Annotated in this window: 15 protein-coding genes; all 15 read right to left on the bottom strand. The window is 47.0% G+C overall.

Annotated elements, in window-relative coordinates; genetic code table 11:
• Nucleotides 1-318 precede the first annotated feature (318 nt).
• The 15 genes from RS24_RS00960 to nuoG are packed head-to-tail and all read right to left on the bottom strand — an operon-like array spanning nucleotide 319 to nucleotide 16,292.
• Nucleotides 319-1,002, bottom strand: a complete 684-nt coding sequence (locus tag RS24_RS00960; protein WP_021776299.1) for an ABC transporter ATP-binding protein — start codon at nucleotides 1,000-1,002, stop codon at nucleotides 319-321.
• Entirely contained in the window at nucleotides 995-2,260 is a 1,266-nt protein-coding gene (locus RS24_RS00955; RefSeq protein ID WP_021776298.1) for a lipoprotein-releasing ABC transporter permease subunit, read from the bottom strand. The genes RS24_RS00960 and RS24_RS00955 overlap by 8 nt, the downstream gene beginning before the upstream one ends.
• Nucleotides 2,260-3,597, bottom strand: a complete 1,338-nt coding sequence (gene proS, locus RS24_RS00950; RefSeq protein ID WP_021776297.1) for a proline--tRNA ligase — start codon at nucleotides 3,595-3,597, stop codon at nucleotides 2,260-2,262. The genes RS24_RS00955 and proS overlap by 1 nt, the downstream gene beginning before the upstream one ends.
• Before the next feature lie 35 nt (nucleotides 3,598-3,632).
• Entirely contained in the window at nucleotides 3,633-3,881 is a 249-nt protein-coding gene (locus RS24_RS00945) for a DUF1467 family protein (protein WP_021776296.1), read from the bottom strand.
• Nucleotides 3,881-4,285: a methylmalonyl-CoA epimerase gene (gene mce, locus RS24_RS00940; RefSeq protein ID WP_021776295.1), complete on the bottom strand. Its 405-nt coding sequence runs from the start codon at nucleotides 4,283-4,285 to the stop codon at nucleotides 3,881-3,883. The genes RS24_RS00945 and mce overlap by 1 nt, the downstream gene beginning before the upstream one ends.
• Nucleotides 4,286-4,313: 28 nt before the next feature.
• On the bottom strand, nucleotides 4,314-5,990 hold the full coding sequence (locus tag RS24_RS00935; protein WP_021776294.1) for a ribonuclease J: 1,677 nt from the start codon (nucleotides 5,988-5,990) through the stop codon (nucleotides 4,314-4,316).
• Complete coding sequence (locus RS24_RS00930) at nucleotides 5,983-6,783, bottom strand: biotin--[acetyl-CoA-carboxylase] ligase (protein ID WP_021776293.1); 801 nt, start codon at nucleotides 6,781-6,783, stop codon at nucleotides 5,983-5,985. Before RS24_RS00930 ends, RS24_RS00935 begins: the two co-directional genes overlap by 8 nt.
• Nucleotides 6,780-8,273 (bottom strand): NADH-quinone oxidoreductase subunit NuoN, encoded by a 1,494-nt coding sequence (gene nuoN / locus RS24_RS00925; RefSeq protein WP_021776292.1) that lies wholly within the window; start codon nucleotides 8,271-8,273, stop codon nucleotides 6,780-6,782. Before nuoN ends, RS24_RS00930 begins: the two co-directional genes overlap by 4 nt.
• A gap of 1 nt (nucleotide 8,274) precedes the next feature.
• The gene (locus RS24_RS00920) at nucleotides 8,275-9,768 is read right to left on the bottom strand and encodes an NADH-quinone oxidoreductase subunit M (protein WP_021776291.1); all 1,494 of its coding nucleotides are present in this window, start codon (nucleotides 9,766-9,768) and stop codon (nucleotides 8,275-8,277) included.
• A complete protein-coding gene (gene nuoL, locus RS24_RS00915; RefSeq protein WP_021776290.1) occupies nucleotides 9,768-11,699 on the bottom strand; it encodes an NADH-quinone oxidoreductase subunit L in 1,932 nt (643 codons plus the stop codon). Before nuoL ends, RS24_RS00920 begins: the two co-directional genes overlap by 1 nt.
• 3 nt (nucleotides 11,700-11,702) lie before the next feature.
• On the bottom strand, nucleotides 11,703-12,023 hold the full coding sequence (nuoK, locus tag RS24_RS00910) for an NADH-quinone oxidoreductase subunit NuoK (RefSeq protein ID WP_008517421.1): 321 nt from the start codon (nucleotides 12,021-12,023) through the stop codon (nucleotides 11,703-11,705).
• Between the two features lie 27 nt (nucleotides 12,024-12,050).
• Nucleotides 12,051-12,659, bottom strand: coding sequence for an NADH-quinone oxidoreductase subunit J (locus RS24_RS00905; RefSeq protein ID WP_021776289.1), 609 nt, complete (start codon nucleotides 12,657-12,659; stop codon nucleotides 12,051-12,053).
• A 21-nt stretch (nucleotides 12,660-12,680) separates the two neighbouring features.
• Entirely contained in the window at nucleotides 12,681-13,172 is a 492-nt protein-coding gene (gene nuoI / locus RS24_RS00900) for an NADH-quinone oxidoreductase subunit NuoI (protein WP_021776288.1), read from the bottom strand.
• 32 nt (nucleotides 13,173-13,204) lie between these two features.
• Entirely contained in the window at nucleotides 13,205-14,224 is a 1,020-nt protein-coding gene (gene nuoH, locus RS24_RS00895; RefSeq protein WP_038300403.1) for an NADH-quinone oxidoreductase subunit NuoH, read from the bottom strand.
• Nucleotides 14,217-16,292: an NADH-quinone oxidoreductase subunit NuoG gene (nuoG, locus tag RS24_RS00890; RefSeq protein ID WP_038300501.1), complete on the bottom strand. Its 2,076-nt coding sequence runs from the start codon at nucleotides 16,290-16,292 to the stop codon at nucleotides 14,217-14,219. The genes nuoH and nuoG overlap by 8 nt, the downstream gene beginning before the upstream one ends.
• Between the last annotated feature and the right edge of the window lie 8 nt (nucleotides 16,293-16,300).

The raw sequence follows: 16,300 nt of genomic DNA, 5'->3' as shown, positions 1-16,300 counted from the left end.
GTGCCACCAGTTCTGAGTCTTGTCAGTCACTGGATGATGTTTTTCACAACATAGAGAGGAATCGATTGTGGGTAAGTCTAAAGAAATACACCTAGACTAAACTTTGCCCGCTAGACACAAATTTAAAGGAAACTACCTATCATAAGAACAAAATAACCAAATGAAATAAGCGATACCAACGCAATTAAATCCTTCACAATCATCAATCCTGACCCTCAATTATAACGCACAGAGCCCCTATTGTTCACTTTTTGTTCTTTACTGTCAATAAATATAATTATCAAATAATTACAGTTAATTATAGGTGTTTAAATAAGTTCATGCATGAATAAGACCGTCCGTAAGAGTTATTTGACGATCCATCAGATTCGCAAGCTCAGGATTATGCGTTGCAACCAGTGCTGCACTCCCACGTTCATTTGCAGTTTCAAGCAGAAGCTCAAAAACCATCCGCCCGGAAGCCGGATCAAGATTGCCCGTCGGTTCATCAGCCAAGAGGAGTACAGGGTCATTTGCCAGCGCCCGGGCAATGGCAACACGCTGCTGTTCGCCACCAGATAGCTGCCCCGGATAATGCTGGTGACGCTCGGTTAAATTTAACCGGTTAAGGAGTGTTGCAGCCTTATCGCGCGCTATATCAGAATTTGAACCTGCCAGACGCATTGGCAGCATGACATTTTCCAAAGCCGTGAACTCAGCCAGTAAATTATGAAACTGGTAGACAAAGCCAATAGACTGACGCCTTAAAAAAGTTTGCTCAGCATCCGAACAACCCGCCACATCTTGCCCCAAAAGCTTTATATGACCTTTATGCGCCGTTTCCAGAAGGCCAACCAAATGCAAAAAAGTTGACTTCCCTGCCCCTGACGGCCCGAGTAAGGCTACATTCTCACCGCGATATAACGAAAAATTGACCCCGTTCAGCACTCTTACCAGCTTATCTGTATCACCATATTGGTGATGTAGATCGATGATTTCCAGAACTGTATCGCGTTTAGTCATTTCGCAACACCTCTACAGGCGCCAGCGATGCCGCGCGCCAGGACGGATAGAGCGTCGACAAAAATGAAAGCGCCAACGACAACCCCGCTACCATCACAACATCTTCAACAATGATTTTGGCAGGGAGTTCATTCAGAAAATATATTTCAGAGGGAAATAATTCAGTTCCTATGAGGGTTGTAATAAGTTGCCTGATGGCTTCAATATTCTGGCAGAACACAACGCCAACAATGACGCCAACCAGCGTACCAATCACGCCGATAGACGCGCCGGTGATGAAAAATATCCGCAAAATCGCCCCTCGCTTCATGCCCATAGTGCGTAAAATAGCAATATCGCGGCTTTTATCTTTGACCAACATCACCAGACCGGAAACAATGTTCAGCGAGGCCACCAGCAAAATCATCGTCAGAATAAGGAACATAACATTGCGCTCCACCTTCAGCGCACCAGAAAGCGCGGCATTGGTTTGTTGCCAGTCTCTAACCCAACCGGCCTCCCCAACAGCGCGGTCAATCGCGGGTCGTAAGTCCTGAATTTTATCCGGTTGCGCAACAACAATCTCCAGCGCAGCCATATCTGTGCTTGTTCCAGTCAAGGCAGAAACTGTATCCATATCCGTGTAGATAAATGTGGCATCATAATCGGACAAGCCAACTTCAAAAATACTCTCCACGGAGTATTGGCGTACACGCGGTGCTGTACCGAAAGGCGTTTTTGCTCCTTTTGGTGCTATCAGTGATAGCGGCATACCTATTTCCAGCCCATAAATTTCCGCCATGCGCTGACCAATAGCTATGCCTGGAGTTGTATTTTCAATTTCTCCAACACGCGATAAATCACCCAGCACTTTATTATCCGTCAAAACAGGAAGTTGAGGAATAAGAGCTTTATCAACACCCCGTAATATCGCGCCGCGTGCGGTTGTACCGACTGAAACCATAACCTGAGCTTCCAGAACAGGGGTAACACGCTGCACGCCGTCCAGTTGGACAAGTCGATCAACTACTTCTTTTTGAGATTGAAATGCCCCACCATAGGGGCGAACTACCGCATGCCCGCCAACACCGAGAATGCGCTCAAGTAAATCCGCGCGAAAACCGTTCATTACCGCCATAACAATAATCAGGGTCGCAACACCAATCATGATGCCAAGGAATGATGCCCAAGCAATCAGAGATATAACCCCTTCGCGGCGGCGAGACCGAATATATCTACCGGCAATCTGCCATTCAAATCGGTTGAAGATACCTGCCATTACTTCTTTTCAGGCGGGGGAGAAACCAGCCTGTCCATCGCTGCCTCCAGCGGAAGAGTTTCTTTTTCTCCGGTAGCGCGGTTCTTAATTTCGACCTCTCCGGCCTCAACACCACGCGGCCCGATTACCGCCTGCCATGGGCAGCCAATCAAATCCATATCCGAAAACTTTCCGCCCGCGCGCTCATCCCGGTCATCATATAAAACATCAATACCCTGTGCAGTGAGGCGTGCGTAAATATCCTCGCACATGGTGTTACACCCTTCATCTGCAATTTTTAAGTTAATCAAACCAACCTGAAACGGAGCAACACTCCAAGGCCAAATAATTCCGTCGTCATCATGCGAGGCTTCAATAATCGCCCCAACTAAACGCGAGACACCAATCCCGTATGAACCGCAATGTAGCGTTACGTTTTGCCCATCAGGCGTTGCCACAGTCGCATTCATTGCTTCACTATATTTGGTTGCAAAATAGAAAATATGCCCGACTTCAATACCACGCGCTTCAACCCTTTTATCTGCTGGAACTGCCGCCTCAAAAGCGGCCTGGTCATGCTTTTCATCCGTGGCAGCGTAGCCAGATATATAAGGTTCAATAACAGGTGTGAGGTCGTCCTCATAACTGACTTCATCACCGGGGGCTGGCAATTCGATTAAATCCCGATGGCAGTAAACCGCAGACTCACCCGTCTCAGCGAGAATAATAAATTCATGGCTCATATCGCCGCCAATTGGCCCTGTATCTGCTGCCATAGGAAGTGCCTGCAATCCGAGTCGTTCAAAAGTCCGCAAATAGGCAACAAACATCTTACGATAGGCAATACGCGCCGTATCCACACTGACATCAAAACTATAGGCATCTTTCATCAAAAATTCGCGCCCCCGCATCACACCAAAACGCGGACGTATTTCGTCTCTGAACTTCCATTGGATATGATAGAGGTTCAGCGGTAAATCCTTGTAGCTCCGGACATTATCGCGAACAATCTGAGTGATTTGCTCTTCATTGGTGGGGCCAAAAAGCATGGGGCGTTCATGGCGGTCGGTAATCCTCAGCATTTCTTTGCCATAACCGTCATATCTACCGGACTCTTCCCACAACTCTGCAGACTGAATAGTTGGCATCAACATTTCAAGCGCGCCTGATCGGTTTTGTTCCTCTCTGACAATATCAGAGATTTTGTTCAATACGCGATGACCAAGAGGCAACCAGCTATAAATACCGGCACTTGCTTGACGCACCAGCCCGGCACGCAACATTAATACATGCGATACAATCTGCGCCTCAGCAGGGTTTTCTTTTAGAGTTGGCAAAAAATAAGCAGATAGACGCATTCAATTTTCCTTTATTTATCATACGCCGAATGCCGCTAAATGCCGACAAGAATATCCGAGGTAAGAAGCCAGTAAACGATTATAAATAAAACGCTCGATATAAATGTTGTGATAAGCAACTTACGTCCGATACGCACATTGGCAGGCGCGCTTCCAGGCGATCCGGGTTCAACATCGCCAGCTTCGTCCTGAGTGACAACCCCAAAAGGCAATACCGTAAAAAGTGTCACAAACCAAATCATGCCATAAATGGCAACGCCAAAGGTAAAACCAATATCAATCATTAAACCTGTTCCAGCTCAATCAGCGTCCCGCAAAAATCTTTTGGATGCATAAACAGAACCAGCTTGTTATGCGCGCCGTTTTTAGGCTCATCACTTCCGGCAAAATGTGCGCCTTCTGCAATCAACTTATCTCGGGCTTCCATAATATCCCCAACTTCTAGGCAAATATGATGCATGCCCCCTTTTGGATTGCGCTCGATAAACCCGGCAATCGGTGAGTCATCACCAAGCGCTTCAAGCAACTCGATTTTTGTATTCGGTAATTCCACAAAAACTGTCGTCACCCCATGCTCGGGCAAGGCAACCGGATCTGTGACCTTGGCGCCCAATATATTCCGGTAAACACTTGCTGCTTCTTCCAAATTTGGAACGGCAATTGCGATGTGATTTAACTGACCAATCATAGTGAACTCCTTAATTCTTATCCCTTTTTTATACTGTGATGAAAGTGACTGCAACTTCAGGCTTTTTACCACAACGCCGCCGCATCTCTGAACGCACTTGTCTGGAGATTTCCTGCTCAGCACGCTTCGGTGTAATTTTTCCATTTTCAGGAATGACACGCTCCAGCGCATCAAACACCCAATCTTCAAGACTTACACCCAAGCCGTCATCATCCGGCAGGCCAATGAGAACCACACCCGGCGCACCTGCTAATCGACTGGCTTTATCCAGCGCTAAACTAATCCCAACAAAGCCATTAAAGGAAAGCTTTCGCCTTTCACGAGAAGGGCATTCATCTGCTGGCATAAACACATCACCATCAAGATGCAGTCGCCCTGCATAAACGCGATCAATAATCTCAGCATTGCCGGGCGCAAGCCTAACCATATCTCCATTACGCGCGCAAACGGGTTGCGGAACTTGTAGGTCTTTTGCCAACTTCTCATGCGCGAGCAAATGTCTAAACTCACCATGTACAGGCACTGCTGCTTTAGGTTTAGCCCATCCATACATTTCAATCAGTTCATCACGGTTCGGATGCCCGGACACATGCAATAGACCATCACTACCAGTCAGCACCTCAACACCTATCGCAGCCAAGCGGTTTTGTAACTCCATCACAGAAGTCTCATTCCCCGGTATCATTTTTGAAGAAAAGATGACCGTATCCCCTGGCTCCAAAACAAGGTGTGGATTTTGCCCAGCCGCCAATCGAGATAACGCAGCCCTCGCCTCACCCTGACTGCCGGTACAAACTATGAGTGTTTTATCCGGTGGCAAATAACCTGCTTCTTGCTCATCGACAAGCGAAGGAAAATCTTTGAGATACCCGGTTTTTTGTGCCGCGTTAAAAATTCGAAACATGCCGCGCCCAAGCATTGTCAAATGCCGGTCATTTTTACTAGCAGCTTTACCGATAGCCGAAAGCCGCGCCACATTCGAAGCAAATGTTGTGATGACAACACGGCCTTTACAATGCTTAACGGTTTCCGCAAGTGACTCGGCAACCAACGACTCGGAACCTGATGTACCGGGAGATAAGACATTGGTCGAGTCGCAAATTATCGCCTCAATACCCTCTTCCCCAAAAGCTTTGAGCTTTTCAACATCTGTAACCTTGCCAATTTGTGGATCAGGGTCAATTTTCCAATCACCGGTATGAAGAAGATTTCCAACAGGCGTGCGAATAGCCAGCGCACACGGCTCCACGATTGAGTGTGTCAGACCAACCAAATCAATCTCAAAGGGGCCAAGTGTTATTTGGCTGTTCAAGGGAAGGATGTTCAGCTCAACCTGATCCTCTAAGCCAGCTTCAAGAAGCTTGCTGCGCACTAATTCAGCGGTGAATGGCGTTGCAAAGACCGGACACCGAAGACGCGGCCAGAGATACGCGACAGCACCAATATGGTCTTCATGCCCATGCGTTAGCACCAAACCTTTTAAGCGTTTCTTATGCTGTTCGATAAAACGTGTATCTGGAAGAATGACATCAATACCCGGCTCTCTCTCATCGCCGAACATGACACCTGCATCGACCATAATCCAATCGCGGTTTCCTGGCAGACCAAATCCATAGAGATTCATATTCATCCCTATTTCGCCTGTCCCACCAAGCGGAACAAATACCACATCTTCTTGTCGCTCAAACTCTGGGTTTTCAGTCATTTATCGCACCTTTGGTTGCACCAAAGAAAATATCCCCGGCTGCAATGAGGTGGATGCTGCCATTGCTTTTTTCAAGTAAAAGCCTGCCATCTGCGTCAATATCTCTGAAAACTCCCGTTAAAGCCTCATTGGTGAGAACGGCGGTTATGTCTGCCCCAACGCCGTAAGCTTGTTCAAGCCACAAGGATCGAATGGCAGAAAACCCGTTACGTTCCCATAATACATGCAAGCGATTAAAGTGAAGTGCCAGAACCTTCATCATCTCTCTGGGTGTCGGAGAAACACCTGCCGCCGCGTTTAGAGAAATTGCCGGATAAGGCGTATCAGTCGGATGGTGTTGTAAATTCACACCAATACCAATGGCCAGACCTATTTCCTGCGCCTCATTCGAAAGGGTCTCCAAGAGAATACCAGCGCATTTAGCCCCCTCTATTAAAACATCATTTGGCCATTTGAGCTTGGCTGGAAGTGATGTCGTTTCCTGAATACTCGCCTGCACCGCCAAACCGGCAACAAACCCCAACTGACCCATTGTACTCAGATCACAATTGGGCTTGCACATTAAGCTCGTCATGAGATTGCCTTCGGGGGAAGACCAATTTCGCCCCATACGTCCGCGACCAGAAACCTGCCTATCTGTCATTATCCAAATGGGCGATGCACTTCCATCGGGTTGAGAAGCAAATAAGCGTCGCGCTTCATCATTCGTGCTATCGGTTTCAGTGAAATGAATAAGACCTGTGGCTTCTGGAAAATCTGATGGGAATACCACCGGAAATTCAGGCAAAGTCATTTAGTTGTATCCTGATAATGCACATAGCCCGGCTGAACATCTATCTCCAGAAAAGCATCTGCAGCATTATCAACCACTGAGACAAGTGGCTTGGGATATATGAAAAATAGAATCATCAAAAAGGCTGATGCCCCCGCCAAAAAACCAAGATTTCTTGGCATAGGAAGATTCACCTCATCATCAGGCGCATCTAAATACATGATTTTTACAATGCGGAGATAATAATAGGCACCGATAACACTCGTAAGAACCCCCAAGACCGCAAGCGTATAAAGCTCTGCATTAATTGCGGCTCTGAACACATAAAACTTGCCGAAGAAACCGGCTAGAGGTGGAATACCAGCCATGGAAAACATGAAAACCGCCAGACAAAATGCCATGAAGGGACGCGTCTGACTGAGACCGGACAAATCGTCAATTTGTTCAACCATGCCCTGTGACCGGCGCATGGACAAAATACACGCAAAAGTCCCAATCGTCATAACGGAATAGATAATGACATAAATTATAACGCCGCTTACGCCTTCTGCGCTGTTATTTCCTGCGATGGCTGCAAAACCGACCAGCGCGAAACCGATATGCCCGATAGACGAATAGGCCATCAAACGCTTAATGCTTTGCTGTCCAATCGCCGCGAGTGAACCCAAAACCATACTGGCGAGAGACATGAAAATAATAATTTGCTGCCATGCATCTTGCGCCTGCGGGAAAATGGTGATTACCGCACGCATGAACAGCGCCATGGCTGCAAGTTTAGGCGCAACGGCCAGAAAAGCCGTCACAGGCGTTGGCGCACCCTCATAAACATCAGGTGTCCACATATGAAATGGCACAGCAGAGATTTTAAAAGCCAATCCAGCCATTAAAAAGACCATGCCAAAGACCAGCCCAATATCGTTGCCTGTAAAGCCAAGACTTGCCAATTCTTGAAAATTAACAGTCCCGGAAAAACCGTAAATCAGCGAGACACCATATAACAACATGCCGGAGCTCAACGCCCCCAGCACGAAGTATTTTAGCCCGGCTTCAGTAGATCTGACGGAATCACGATTAATAGAGGCAACGACATAAAGCGCGAGACTTTGCAGTTCTAGCCCCATATAGACAGCAATTAAATCATTGGCAGAAATCATGATAGACATGCCACAACTTGCCAGAAGAACCAGCACCGGATACTCAAATCGCTCAATTTTTTCCTGATGCATAAAATCATGCGCCAGTACCAAAGAGGCGGCAACGGCGAGTAAAGTCAGTGCCTTCATCAAGGCTGTGAAATCATTCATCAATAAGGCGCCATTAAAGGCAAACTGTGCTTCTTCTGATTGAAACAACACAACAATAGCCGCAACCAGTAATAAAATAATACTGCTCCAACTAATCGGGCGATTCAGATTTGATGAACTGAACACACCAACCATCAGCAAACCCATAGCGCCAAAAAACAGAATAAGCTCTGGCAATATGGCCATTATGTCTAATTGTAGCATCATATTAATTGCCAACCCCTGTCAGTGCGTCTTGGTAATTTGTGATAAGCGCTTCAACCGAAGCGGAAATAAGATCCAAAATTGGTGCCGGCCAGACACCAAATATAATCGTCGCAGCAACCGGCGCAGCTATCACGGCTATTTCTCTGCTGTTCATATCTGTTATGGATTGCAGAGCCTCATTCTCTAACTCACCAAAACTAATTTTACGATACAGGGTCAGCGCATAGCAGGCAGACAAAATAACGCCTGTTGCAGCAAGTAGTGCTGTCCATGTGCTCACCTGAAAAGTGCCGATGATGGTCAAAAACTCTCCTACAAATCCGGATGTTCCCGGCAAGCCTACATTCGCCATAGTAAAGAGCATAAAGACGGCAGCATAAATCGGCATGCGGTTTGCCAACCCGCCATAGGCCGCAATTTCACGTGTGTGCATCCGATCATAAATTACCCCAACGCATAAAAATAGCGCACCGGAAATCCAGCCATGCGACAACATCTGAAAGATTGCGCCCTGAATACCTTGCTGAGTGGTAGCAAAAATACCCATGGTGACGAACCCCATATGAGCAACAGATGAATAGGCGATAAGTTTTTTCATGTCCTCCTGCGCCAACGCAACGAGCGAGGTATAAATGATAGCTATCACACTCAATACAAAAACTAACTCTGTGAACATGTCAGTCGCCAGTGGGAACATAGGCAAAGAGAAACGCAAAAAGCCATACCCCCCCATCTTCAACATCACGCCTGCAAGAATAACAGAACCAGCTGTAGGGGCTTCAACGTGAGCATCCGGTAACCAAGTATGAACAGGCCACATTGGCATTTTTACGGCAAAACTGGCAAAGAAGGCCAGCCAGAGCCACATTTGTTCTGAGCTGGAAAACTGAAAATTAGCCAGCGCGGTCATATTGGTCGTTCCGACCTGCCAGTACATGTAAATTAGTGCCAGCAGCATGAGCACGGAACCGAGGAGCGTATAAAGGAAGAATTTAAAACTCGCATAAACGCGTCTTGCCCCGCCCCAGATGCCAATAATCAGGAACATGGGTATCAACCCAGCTTCAAAGAAAAGATAGAAAAGCAACAAATCCTGCGCGCAGAAAACCCCAATCATCAGAGTTTCAAGAACAAGAAATGCTACCATATACTCGCGTACGCGGATTTTAATTGACTCCCATGATGCAAGAATACATAGCGGCATCAAAGAGGTTGTAAGGGTAATAAAGAGGACGGATATACCGTCCACACCCATAACGTAGTCAATATCGCCACCGAGCCATGAGGCTTGCTCATAAAATTGTAAATCCGTGCGGATTCCGTCAAATTCAAACAACATAACAATGCTGAGAATGAAAGTCGCAACCGTGGTCCAAAGCGCAACAGCGCGCGCATTTCTTCCGACTGTTTCATCCTCACCAGGAATTAAGAGAATGAACAATGCACCCAATAAAGGTAAATAGGTGATGGTGCTGAGAATGGGCCAATCCAACATTATTTGCCACCTCCCAGCATAAACCAGCTAATTAACCCTGCCACACCCAGTAACATTGCAAAGGCATAATGATAAACATAGCCAGACTGCAACCGAACGACATTACGCGTTATATTCATTACAGTTGATGCAATTCCGTCCGGCCCAAAACCGTCAATCACATAACCATCCCCGCCCTTCCAGAAAATTCTGGCAAGCCATTTAGCCGGACGGACAAAAATGAAATTATATAGCTCGTCGAAATACCATTTCTTAACGAGAAAACGGTAAAGTAAATCGTGCTCACGCGCGACGACAGTAGGTAAATCTGGACGGGCGATATAATAATACCAAGCCAAGACAAATCCTGTAACCATCATGATTAAAGGTGAAAATTTCACCAGCTTTGGCACTTCATGCAAATCATGCAGAACATGATTATCCGCTGCTGTGAAAATCGAATTTGCCCAGAAACCAGCCTGACCATCTCCGATAAACAGGCCTTTAAACGCAAAACCTGCAGCTACCGCACCAACGGAAAGCACCAGAAGGGGTATCAACATCACCATTGGGCTTTCGTGAATTCGGCTCAACTGGTCATTTGTAAGGCGTGTCTTGCCATGGAAAGTCATAAACATCAGACGCCATGAATAAAATGACGTGAACAGCGCCGAGACAACCAGCAAGGTAAACCCAAACATATGGGCTGGGTTATGAGCCGCAAAAGCAGCTTCGATAATCGCGTCTTTGGAGAAATAACCTGCCATAAACGGAAAACCTGTAAGCGCCAGCGTACCGATAAGCATAAACAGCCAGGTGAACGGGATCATTTCTCGAAGACCGCCCATTTTTGTCATGTCTTGCTCATTATCAACCGCATGGATGAGCGATCCTGCGCCGAGGAACAATAAGGCTTTAAAGAAAGCATGCGTAAACAGGTGAAAAATCGCGACCTGATAGGCCCCTACACCCAAAGCGACAAACATATAACCCAACTGGGAACAGGTTGAGTAAGCAATAACCCGCTTAATATCGTTCTGAACCAACCCAACAGTAGCCGCAAAAAATGCTGTAATCGCTCCGAATACCACCACAACGGTCATGGCGGACGGCGCAAGTTCAAACAAAGGGGAACAGCGCGCAACCAAGAACACCCCAGCTGTTACCATTGTTGCTGCGTGAATGAGCGCGGAGACAGGCGTTGGCCCCTCCATGGCATCCGGTAACCAGGTATGAAGTAAAAACTGAGCCGATTTGCCCATCGCACCCATAAAGAGAAGCAGACAAATAGTCGGCAGGATTGGCACAATTTGTCCAAGGAACACAAAGCTACCCTCAGCAAGCGCGGGAGCCGCAGCAAAAACATCATCAAAATGTATGGAGCCAACTGTGAAAAAAATCGCACCTATACCGAGGATGAGACCAAAATCACCAACTCGGTTGACAACGAAAGCTTTAATCGCCGCTGTGTTTGCCGATGGTTTTTTGAACCAAAACCCAATCAGCAGATAAGAAGCAAGCCCTACCCCTTCCCAGCCGAAAAACAACTGTAAGAAATTATCTGCGGTTACCAGCATCAACATTGCGAAAGTGAATAAAGATAAATAGGCAAAGAAACGCGACTGGTGCGGGTCATGACTCATATAGCCAATGGAATAGACATGAACCAGGCAAGAGACACCATTCACAACCACAAGCATTACCGCCGTCAGCGTATCAATACGTAGTTTCCAATCAGCTTCAAAATTGCCTGAATGTATCCATTCCAAGATGGTGATGGTTTTCGGCCCCTCATAAATGGCTACATTTGCAAAGGCGATTGCCGAGAGAATGGCTACAAGCACCATGAAACCAGATGTGACATAAGTTGACGCGCGCGCGCCAATAATCGGCCCGAAAATGCCGGCTATAAAAGCACCTAGTAGAGGAAGAAAAACAATGGCTTCATACATGGCTTAACCTTTCATCTGGCTGACATCTTCAACTTCGATGCCGCCGCGATTGCGGAAATAAACAACCAGAATGGCGAGACCAATCGCCGCCTCCCCAGCAGCAACTGTTAAGACAAGAAGCGCAAAGACTTGCCCGACGATATCTCCCAGAAAAGAGGAGAAAGCAACTAAATTGATATTAACGGCAAGCAACATTAATTCGATAGACATCAAAATGATGATGATGTTTTTCCGATTAAGGAAAATCCCAAATATTCCTATGGTGAATAATATGGCCGCAAGGGTCAGATAATTACCAAGACCGATGGCAGTGTTAAATTCCATATGCGCCTCTCAGCTCCCTAAAACCCTTTATAAACCCTGACCAGGTTTAACTTTTACAACCTCGACGCTTTCATCCCGACGACGGGCATTCTGCGCCGCAACGGATTGACGTTTTGGGTTATCACGTTTTTGTAAGGTCAGAACAATCGCACCAACCATGGCGACGAGTAGAATGGCCCCAGCAGTTTGAAAAAAGAAAACATAATCCGTGTAAAGCACCAGCCCCAGCGCTTCGGCATTTGTCATCTCATCAGTCGTCGCCTTAGGTCCACCAGCAATCATATCCGGTGCCATGGCTGACCCGCCCAGCACCATAATCAATTCAGTGAGTAGAACCAGCCCAACAAGCGCCCCGACTGGTAAATATTGCAAAAAGCCTTCATTGAGTTCGACAAAATCAATATCCAGCATCATCACAACAAACAAAAACAGCACCGCAACTGCGCCGACATAAACAATGACCAGCAACAAGGCCAGGAACTCTGCCCCTAACAATAGAAATATCCCTGCCGAGTTAAAGAAGGTCAGGATAAGAAACAGCACCGAGTGTACCGGATTACGCGCCGAAATAACCATGAGCGCGGAAGCAACAGTAACGGTGGCAAACATGTAAAAAGCAAAGCTGGAAAGTGTCATGATTATTCTTATGGCCTCAAATTATCTGTAAGGGGCATCCAGTTTAAGGTTCTGGGCAATTTCAACCTCCCAACGGTCACCATTCGCCAAAAGCTTCTCTTTATCATAAAGAAGCTCTTCTCTGGTTTCAGTGGCAAATTCAAAATTCGGCCCCTCTACAATCGCATCAACCGGACAGGCTTCCTGACAGAAACCGCAATAAATACACTTCACCATGTCAATGTCATAGCGAACGGTACGACGAGTGCCGTCATTATTGCGTGGGCCAGCTTCAATTGTGATGGCCTGAGCAGGACAGACAGCTTCACACAATTTACATGCAATACATCTTTCCTCACCATTAGGGTAGCGGCGAAGCGCATGCTCCCCTCTAAAGCGCGGGCTAAGCGGGCCTTTTTCATAAGGGTAATTAACTGTCATTTTTGGACTGAAAAAATAACGCATAGCCAGCATGAATGCTGAAATAAATTCTGTGAGAAAGAGACCTCTTGCAGTGCGATCAAGCCAAGCCATTACTTATTACCCTATTTCTAATCCCTATATTCTTATGGTGCTAATTGGAAGTACTGAAGAACACCAGCAGTCAAAACAACCCAAATTAATGAGAATGGCAGGAATATCTTCCAGCCCAAACGCATAAGCTGGTCATAGCGATAGCGCGGAACCATTGCTTTGACCATGGCAAACATGAAAAACATCAAACATAATTTCAGGGTGAACCAAATGACGCCGGGCACCATATTAAAGGGCGCAACATCTATGGGCGGCAACCAGCCACCCAGAAATAAAATCGTGGTCATGGCACACATCAAAACAATATTTGCCAGTTCACCAATCATAAAGACCACATAAGGCGTTGAACTGTATTCAACCATGAAACCGGCAACCAGTTCGGACTCCGCTTCAGGCAAATCAAATGGCGGGCGATTGGTTTCAGCCAACGCCGAGATGAAAAAGACAACAAACATCGGGAATAACGGTACGCAAAACCAAATATTATTCTGTGCCAGAACAATATCCGTTAGATTCAGCGACCCAACACATAACAGCACGGTGATAATTACAAGACCGATAGAGACTTCATAAGATACCATTTGTGCGGCAGAGCGAAGCGCACCGAGGAACGGATATTTCGAATTAGAAGCCCAACCACCCATAATCACGCCATAAACTCCAAGCGATGAAATGGCGAGAACATAAAGTATACCAAGGTTAATATCAGCGACTGCCCAGCCCTCATCAAAGGGAATAACCGCCCAAGCACTCAGCGCGAGGAACATAGTCAAGAATGGTGCGAGCAGGAATACACCTTTATTCGCCGTGGTTGGGACAACCACCTCCTTGAACAGGTATTTCAGAATATCCGCAAAACTTTGCAATAACCCGAAAGGGCCAACAACATTAGGCCCACGACGTAGCTGTACAGCGGCCCAGACTTTCCGATCCGCATACATAAAAAATGCCAGTGCCAGCAACAAAGCAATCATAATCGCCAAACTATGCGCTGTTATAAGCATAAAAGGCATCACATAGGCCTGAAAAAAACTGAGGCTTGCATTATCCATCAGTACCCGTCCCTTCGGTAACATTTCTGGCCTGCGCCTGAATACTGCATTCCGCCATAATTTTGGAGGCACGCGCAATCGGGTTGGTGAAATAGAAATCTTGCATGCCATTCACAAAAGGCGCGTCGGATAGCGGCACGTTAATTGTGAGTGAAGAAACATCCGGCAAACCTGCGTCGACAAGCTCATCAAGACCAGCAAGATGCGGCGCTGTTTCAAACATCCGCGCCCGAAGTGTTTCAACATTATCATAAGGCAGTTTTTCACCCAGCACTTCTGATAAGGCACGGAAAATTTTCCAGTCTTCTCGTGCTTCACCGGGCGGGAAAGCCGCTTGTTCAGTCATTTGCGCGCGGCCTTCCGTATTGACATAAATCGCCTGTTTTTCCGTGTAGGTCGCACCCGGTAGAATTACATCAGCGCGATGCGCGCCCGCATCACCATGCGTCCCTATATAAACCACAAAACTGTCACCTAGACGGCTCATATCCAGCTCATCAGCACCCAGAAGGAACACGGTTTTAATATCACCGGAAGTTACACCATTTAGAATACCATCCAAATCATGACCATCCTCTTGCGGTGTGAAACCTATATCTAGCCCCGCAACGCGCCCTGCAGCAGTATGCAGAACGTTAAACCCGTTCCAGTCATCACTTATCATTTTGCTTTTTGAAGCTAGCTCAATTGCCGCTTCCAGAACGGCAAGGCCATCCTCTCGGGCCAGCGCCGATTGTCCGATAATAAGCATGGGGCGTTTAGCTTTTTTGAGCGTGGAGAAAAAACCTCCTTTTCCTGAAGCAAGCTCTGCAAGTGTTTCTGCGCCATTACCCAGATGCTTCGTCGGATAGGTCAAATCTTCATCTTGTCCGATAATACCGATTGGGAAATTACCCGCAACCCAACGCTTTCGGATACGAGCATTCAGAACCGGCGCTTCACGGCGCGGGTTACTGCCGATAATCAACAACGCATCTGCATCGTCAATGTTAGCAATACCTGTATTGAACAAATAATTTGCACGCACACCATTCGAGGGCAGTTGCGCACCATCCTGTCGGCAATCGAGATTCGGGCTACCAAGCTGCGCCATCAAATCTTTTAGTGCCATCATACCCTCGGCACAGGCAAGGTCACCGGCGATTGCAGCTGTATTGGTTTCTTGGCCTTTGACCTTTTCAGCGATGACTTCAAATGCTTCGGCCCAACTTGCTGCTTCCAGCTTGCCATCTTTGCGAATGTAAGGGCTATCAATACGTTGCGTGTTCAACCCATCCCAGACAAACCGGGATTTATCTGACAGCCATTCCTCATTAACGTCATCATGGTTTCGCGGTAAAATTCGCATCACTTCACGCCCGCGTGTATCCACACGGATGTTACTGCCAACCGCATCCATAACATCTATGGTTTCAGTTTTCTTCAATTCCCAAGGGCGGGCCGTAAAGGCATAGGGCTTGGATGTCAGCGCCCCAACAGGACACAAATCAATCACATTTCCTGAAAGTTCAGAACTGAGTGAAGCCTCAAGATAGGTGGTGATTTCCATATCCTCACCGCGTCCGATAGCACCGATTTCTGGCACGCCAGCAACCTCCGTTGCAAAACGAACACAGCGCGTACACTGGATGCATCTTGTCATGATGGTTTTAACAAGTGGCCCCATATTTTTATCTTCTACGGCTCTTTTATTATCCTGAAAACGGCTTTCATCAACGCCGTAACCAAATGCCTGATCTTGCAAATCACACTCACCGCCCTGATCGCAAATCGGACAATCCAACGGGTGATTAATTAGCAGAAATTCCATTACGCCTTCACGCGCCGCTTGCACAGCTTCAGACTTTGTATCTACTTCCATATCGGGAGCGACGGGCATAGCACAACTTGCGACAGGCTTGGGGGCGTTTTTCACATTTACCAAACACATGCGGCAATTACCGGCAATGGACAATCGTTCGTGATAACAAAAACGAGGTATCTCTGCGCCAGCTTCCTCACATGCCTGTAGAATGGTCGTGCCGGGAGCGACTTCCACCTCTACACCGTCAACATTTACTTTGACCAAATCACTCA

The organism is Candidatus Micropelagos thuwalensis (assembly GCF_000469155.1).
In the GTDB taxonomy this organism is placed as follows: domain Bacteria; phylum Pseudomonadota; class Alphaproteobacteria; order RS24; family RS24; genus Micropelagius; species Micropelagius thuwalensis.
This window is presented reverse-complemented; position numbering and strand designations above follow the sequence as displayed.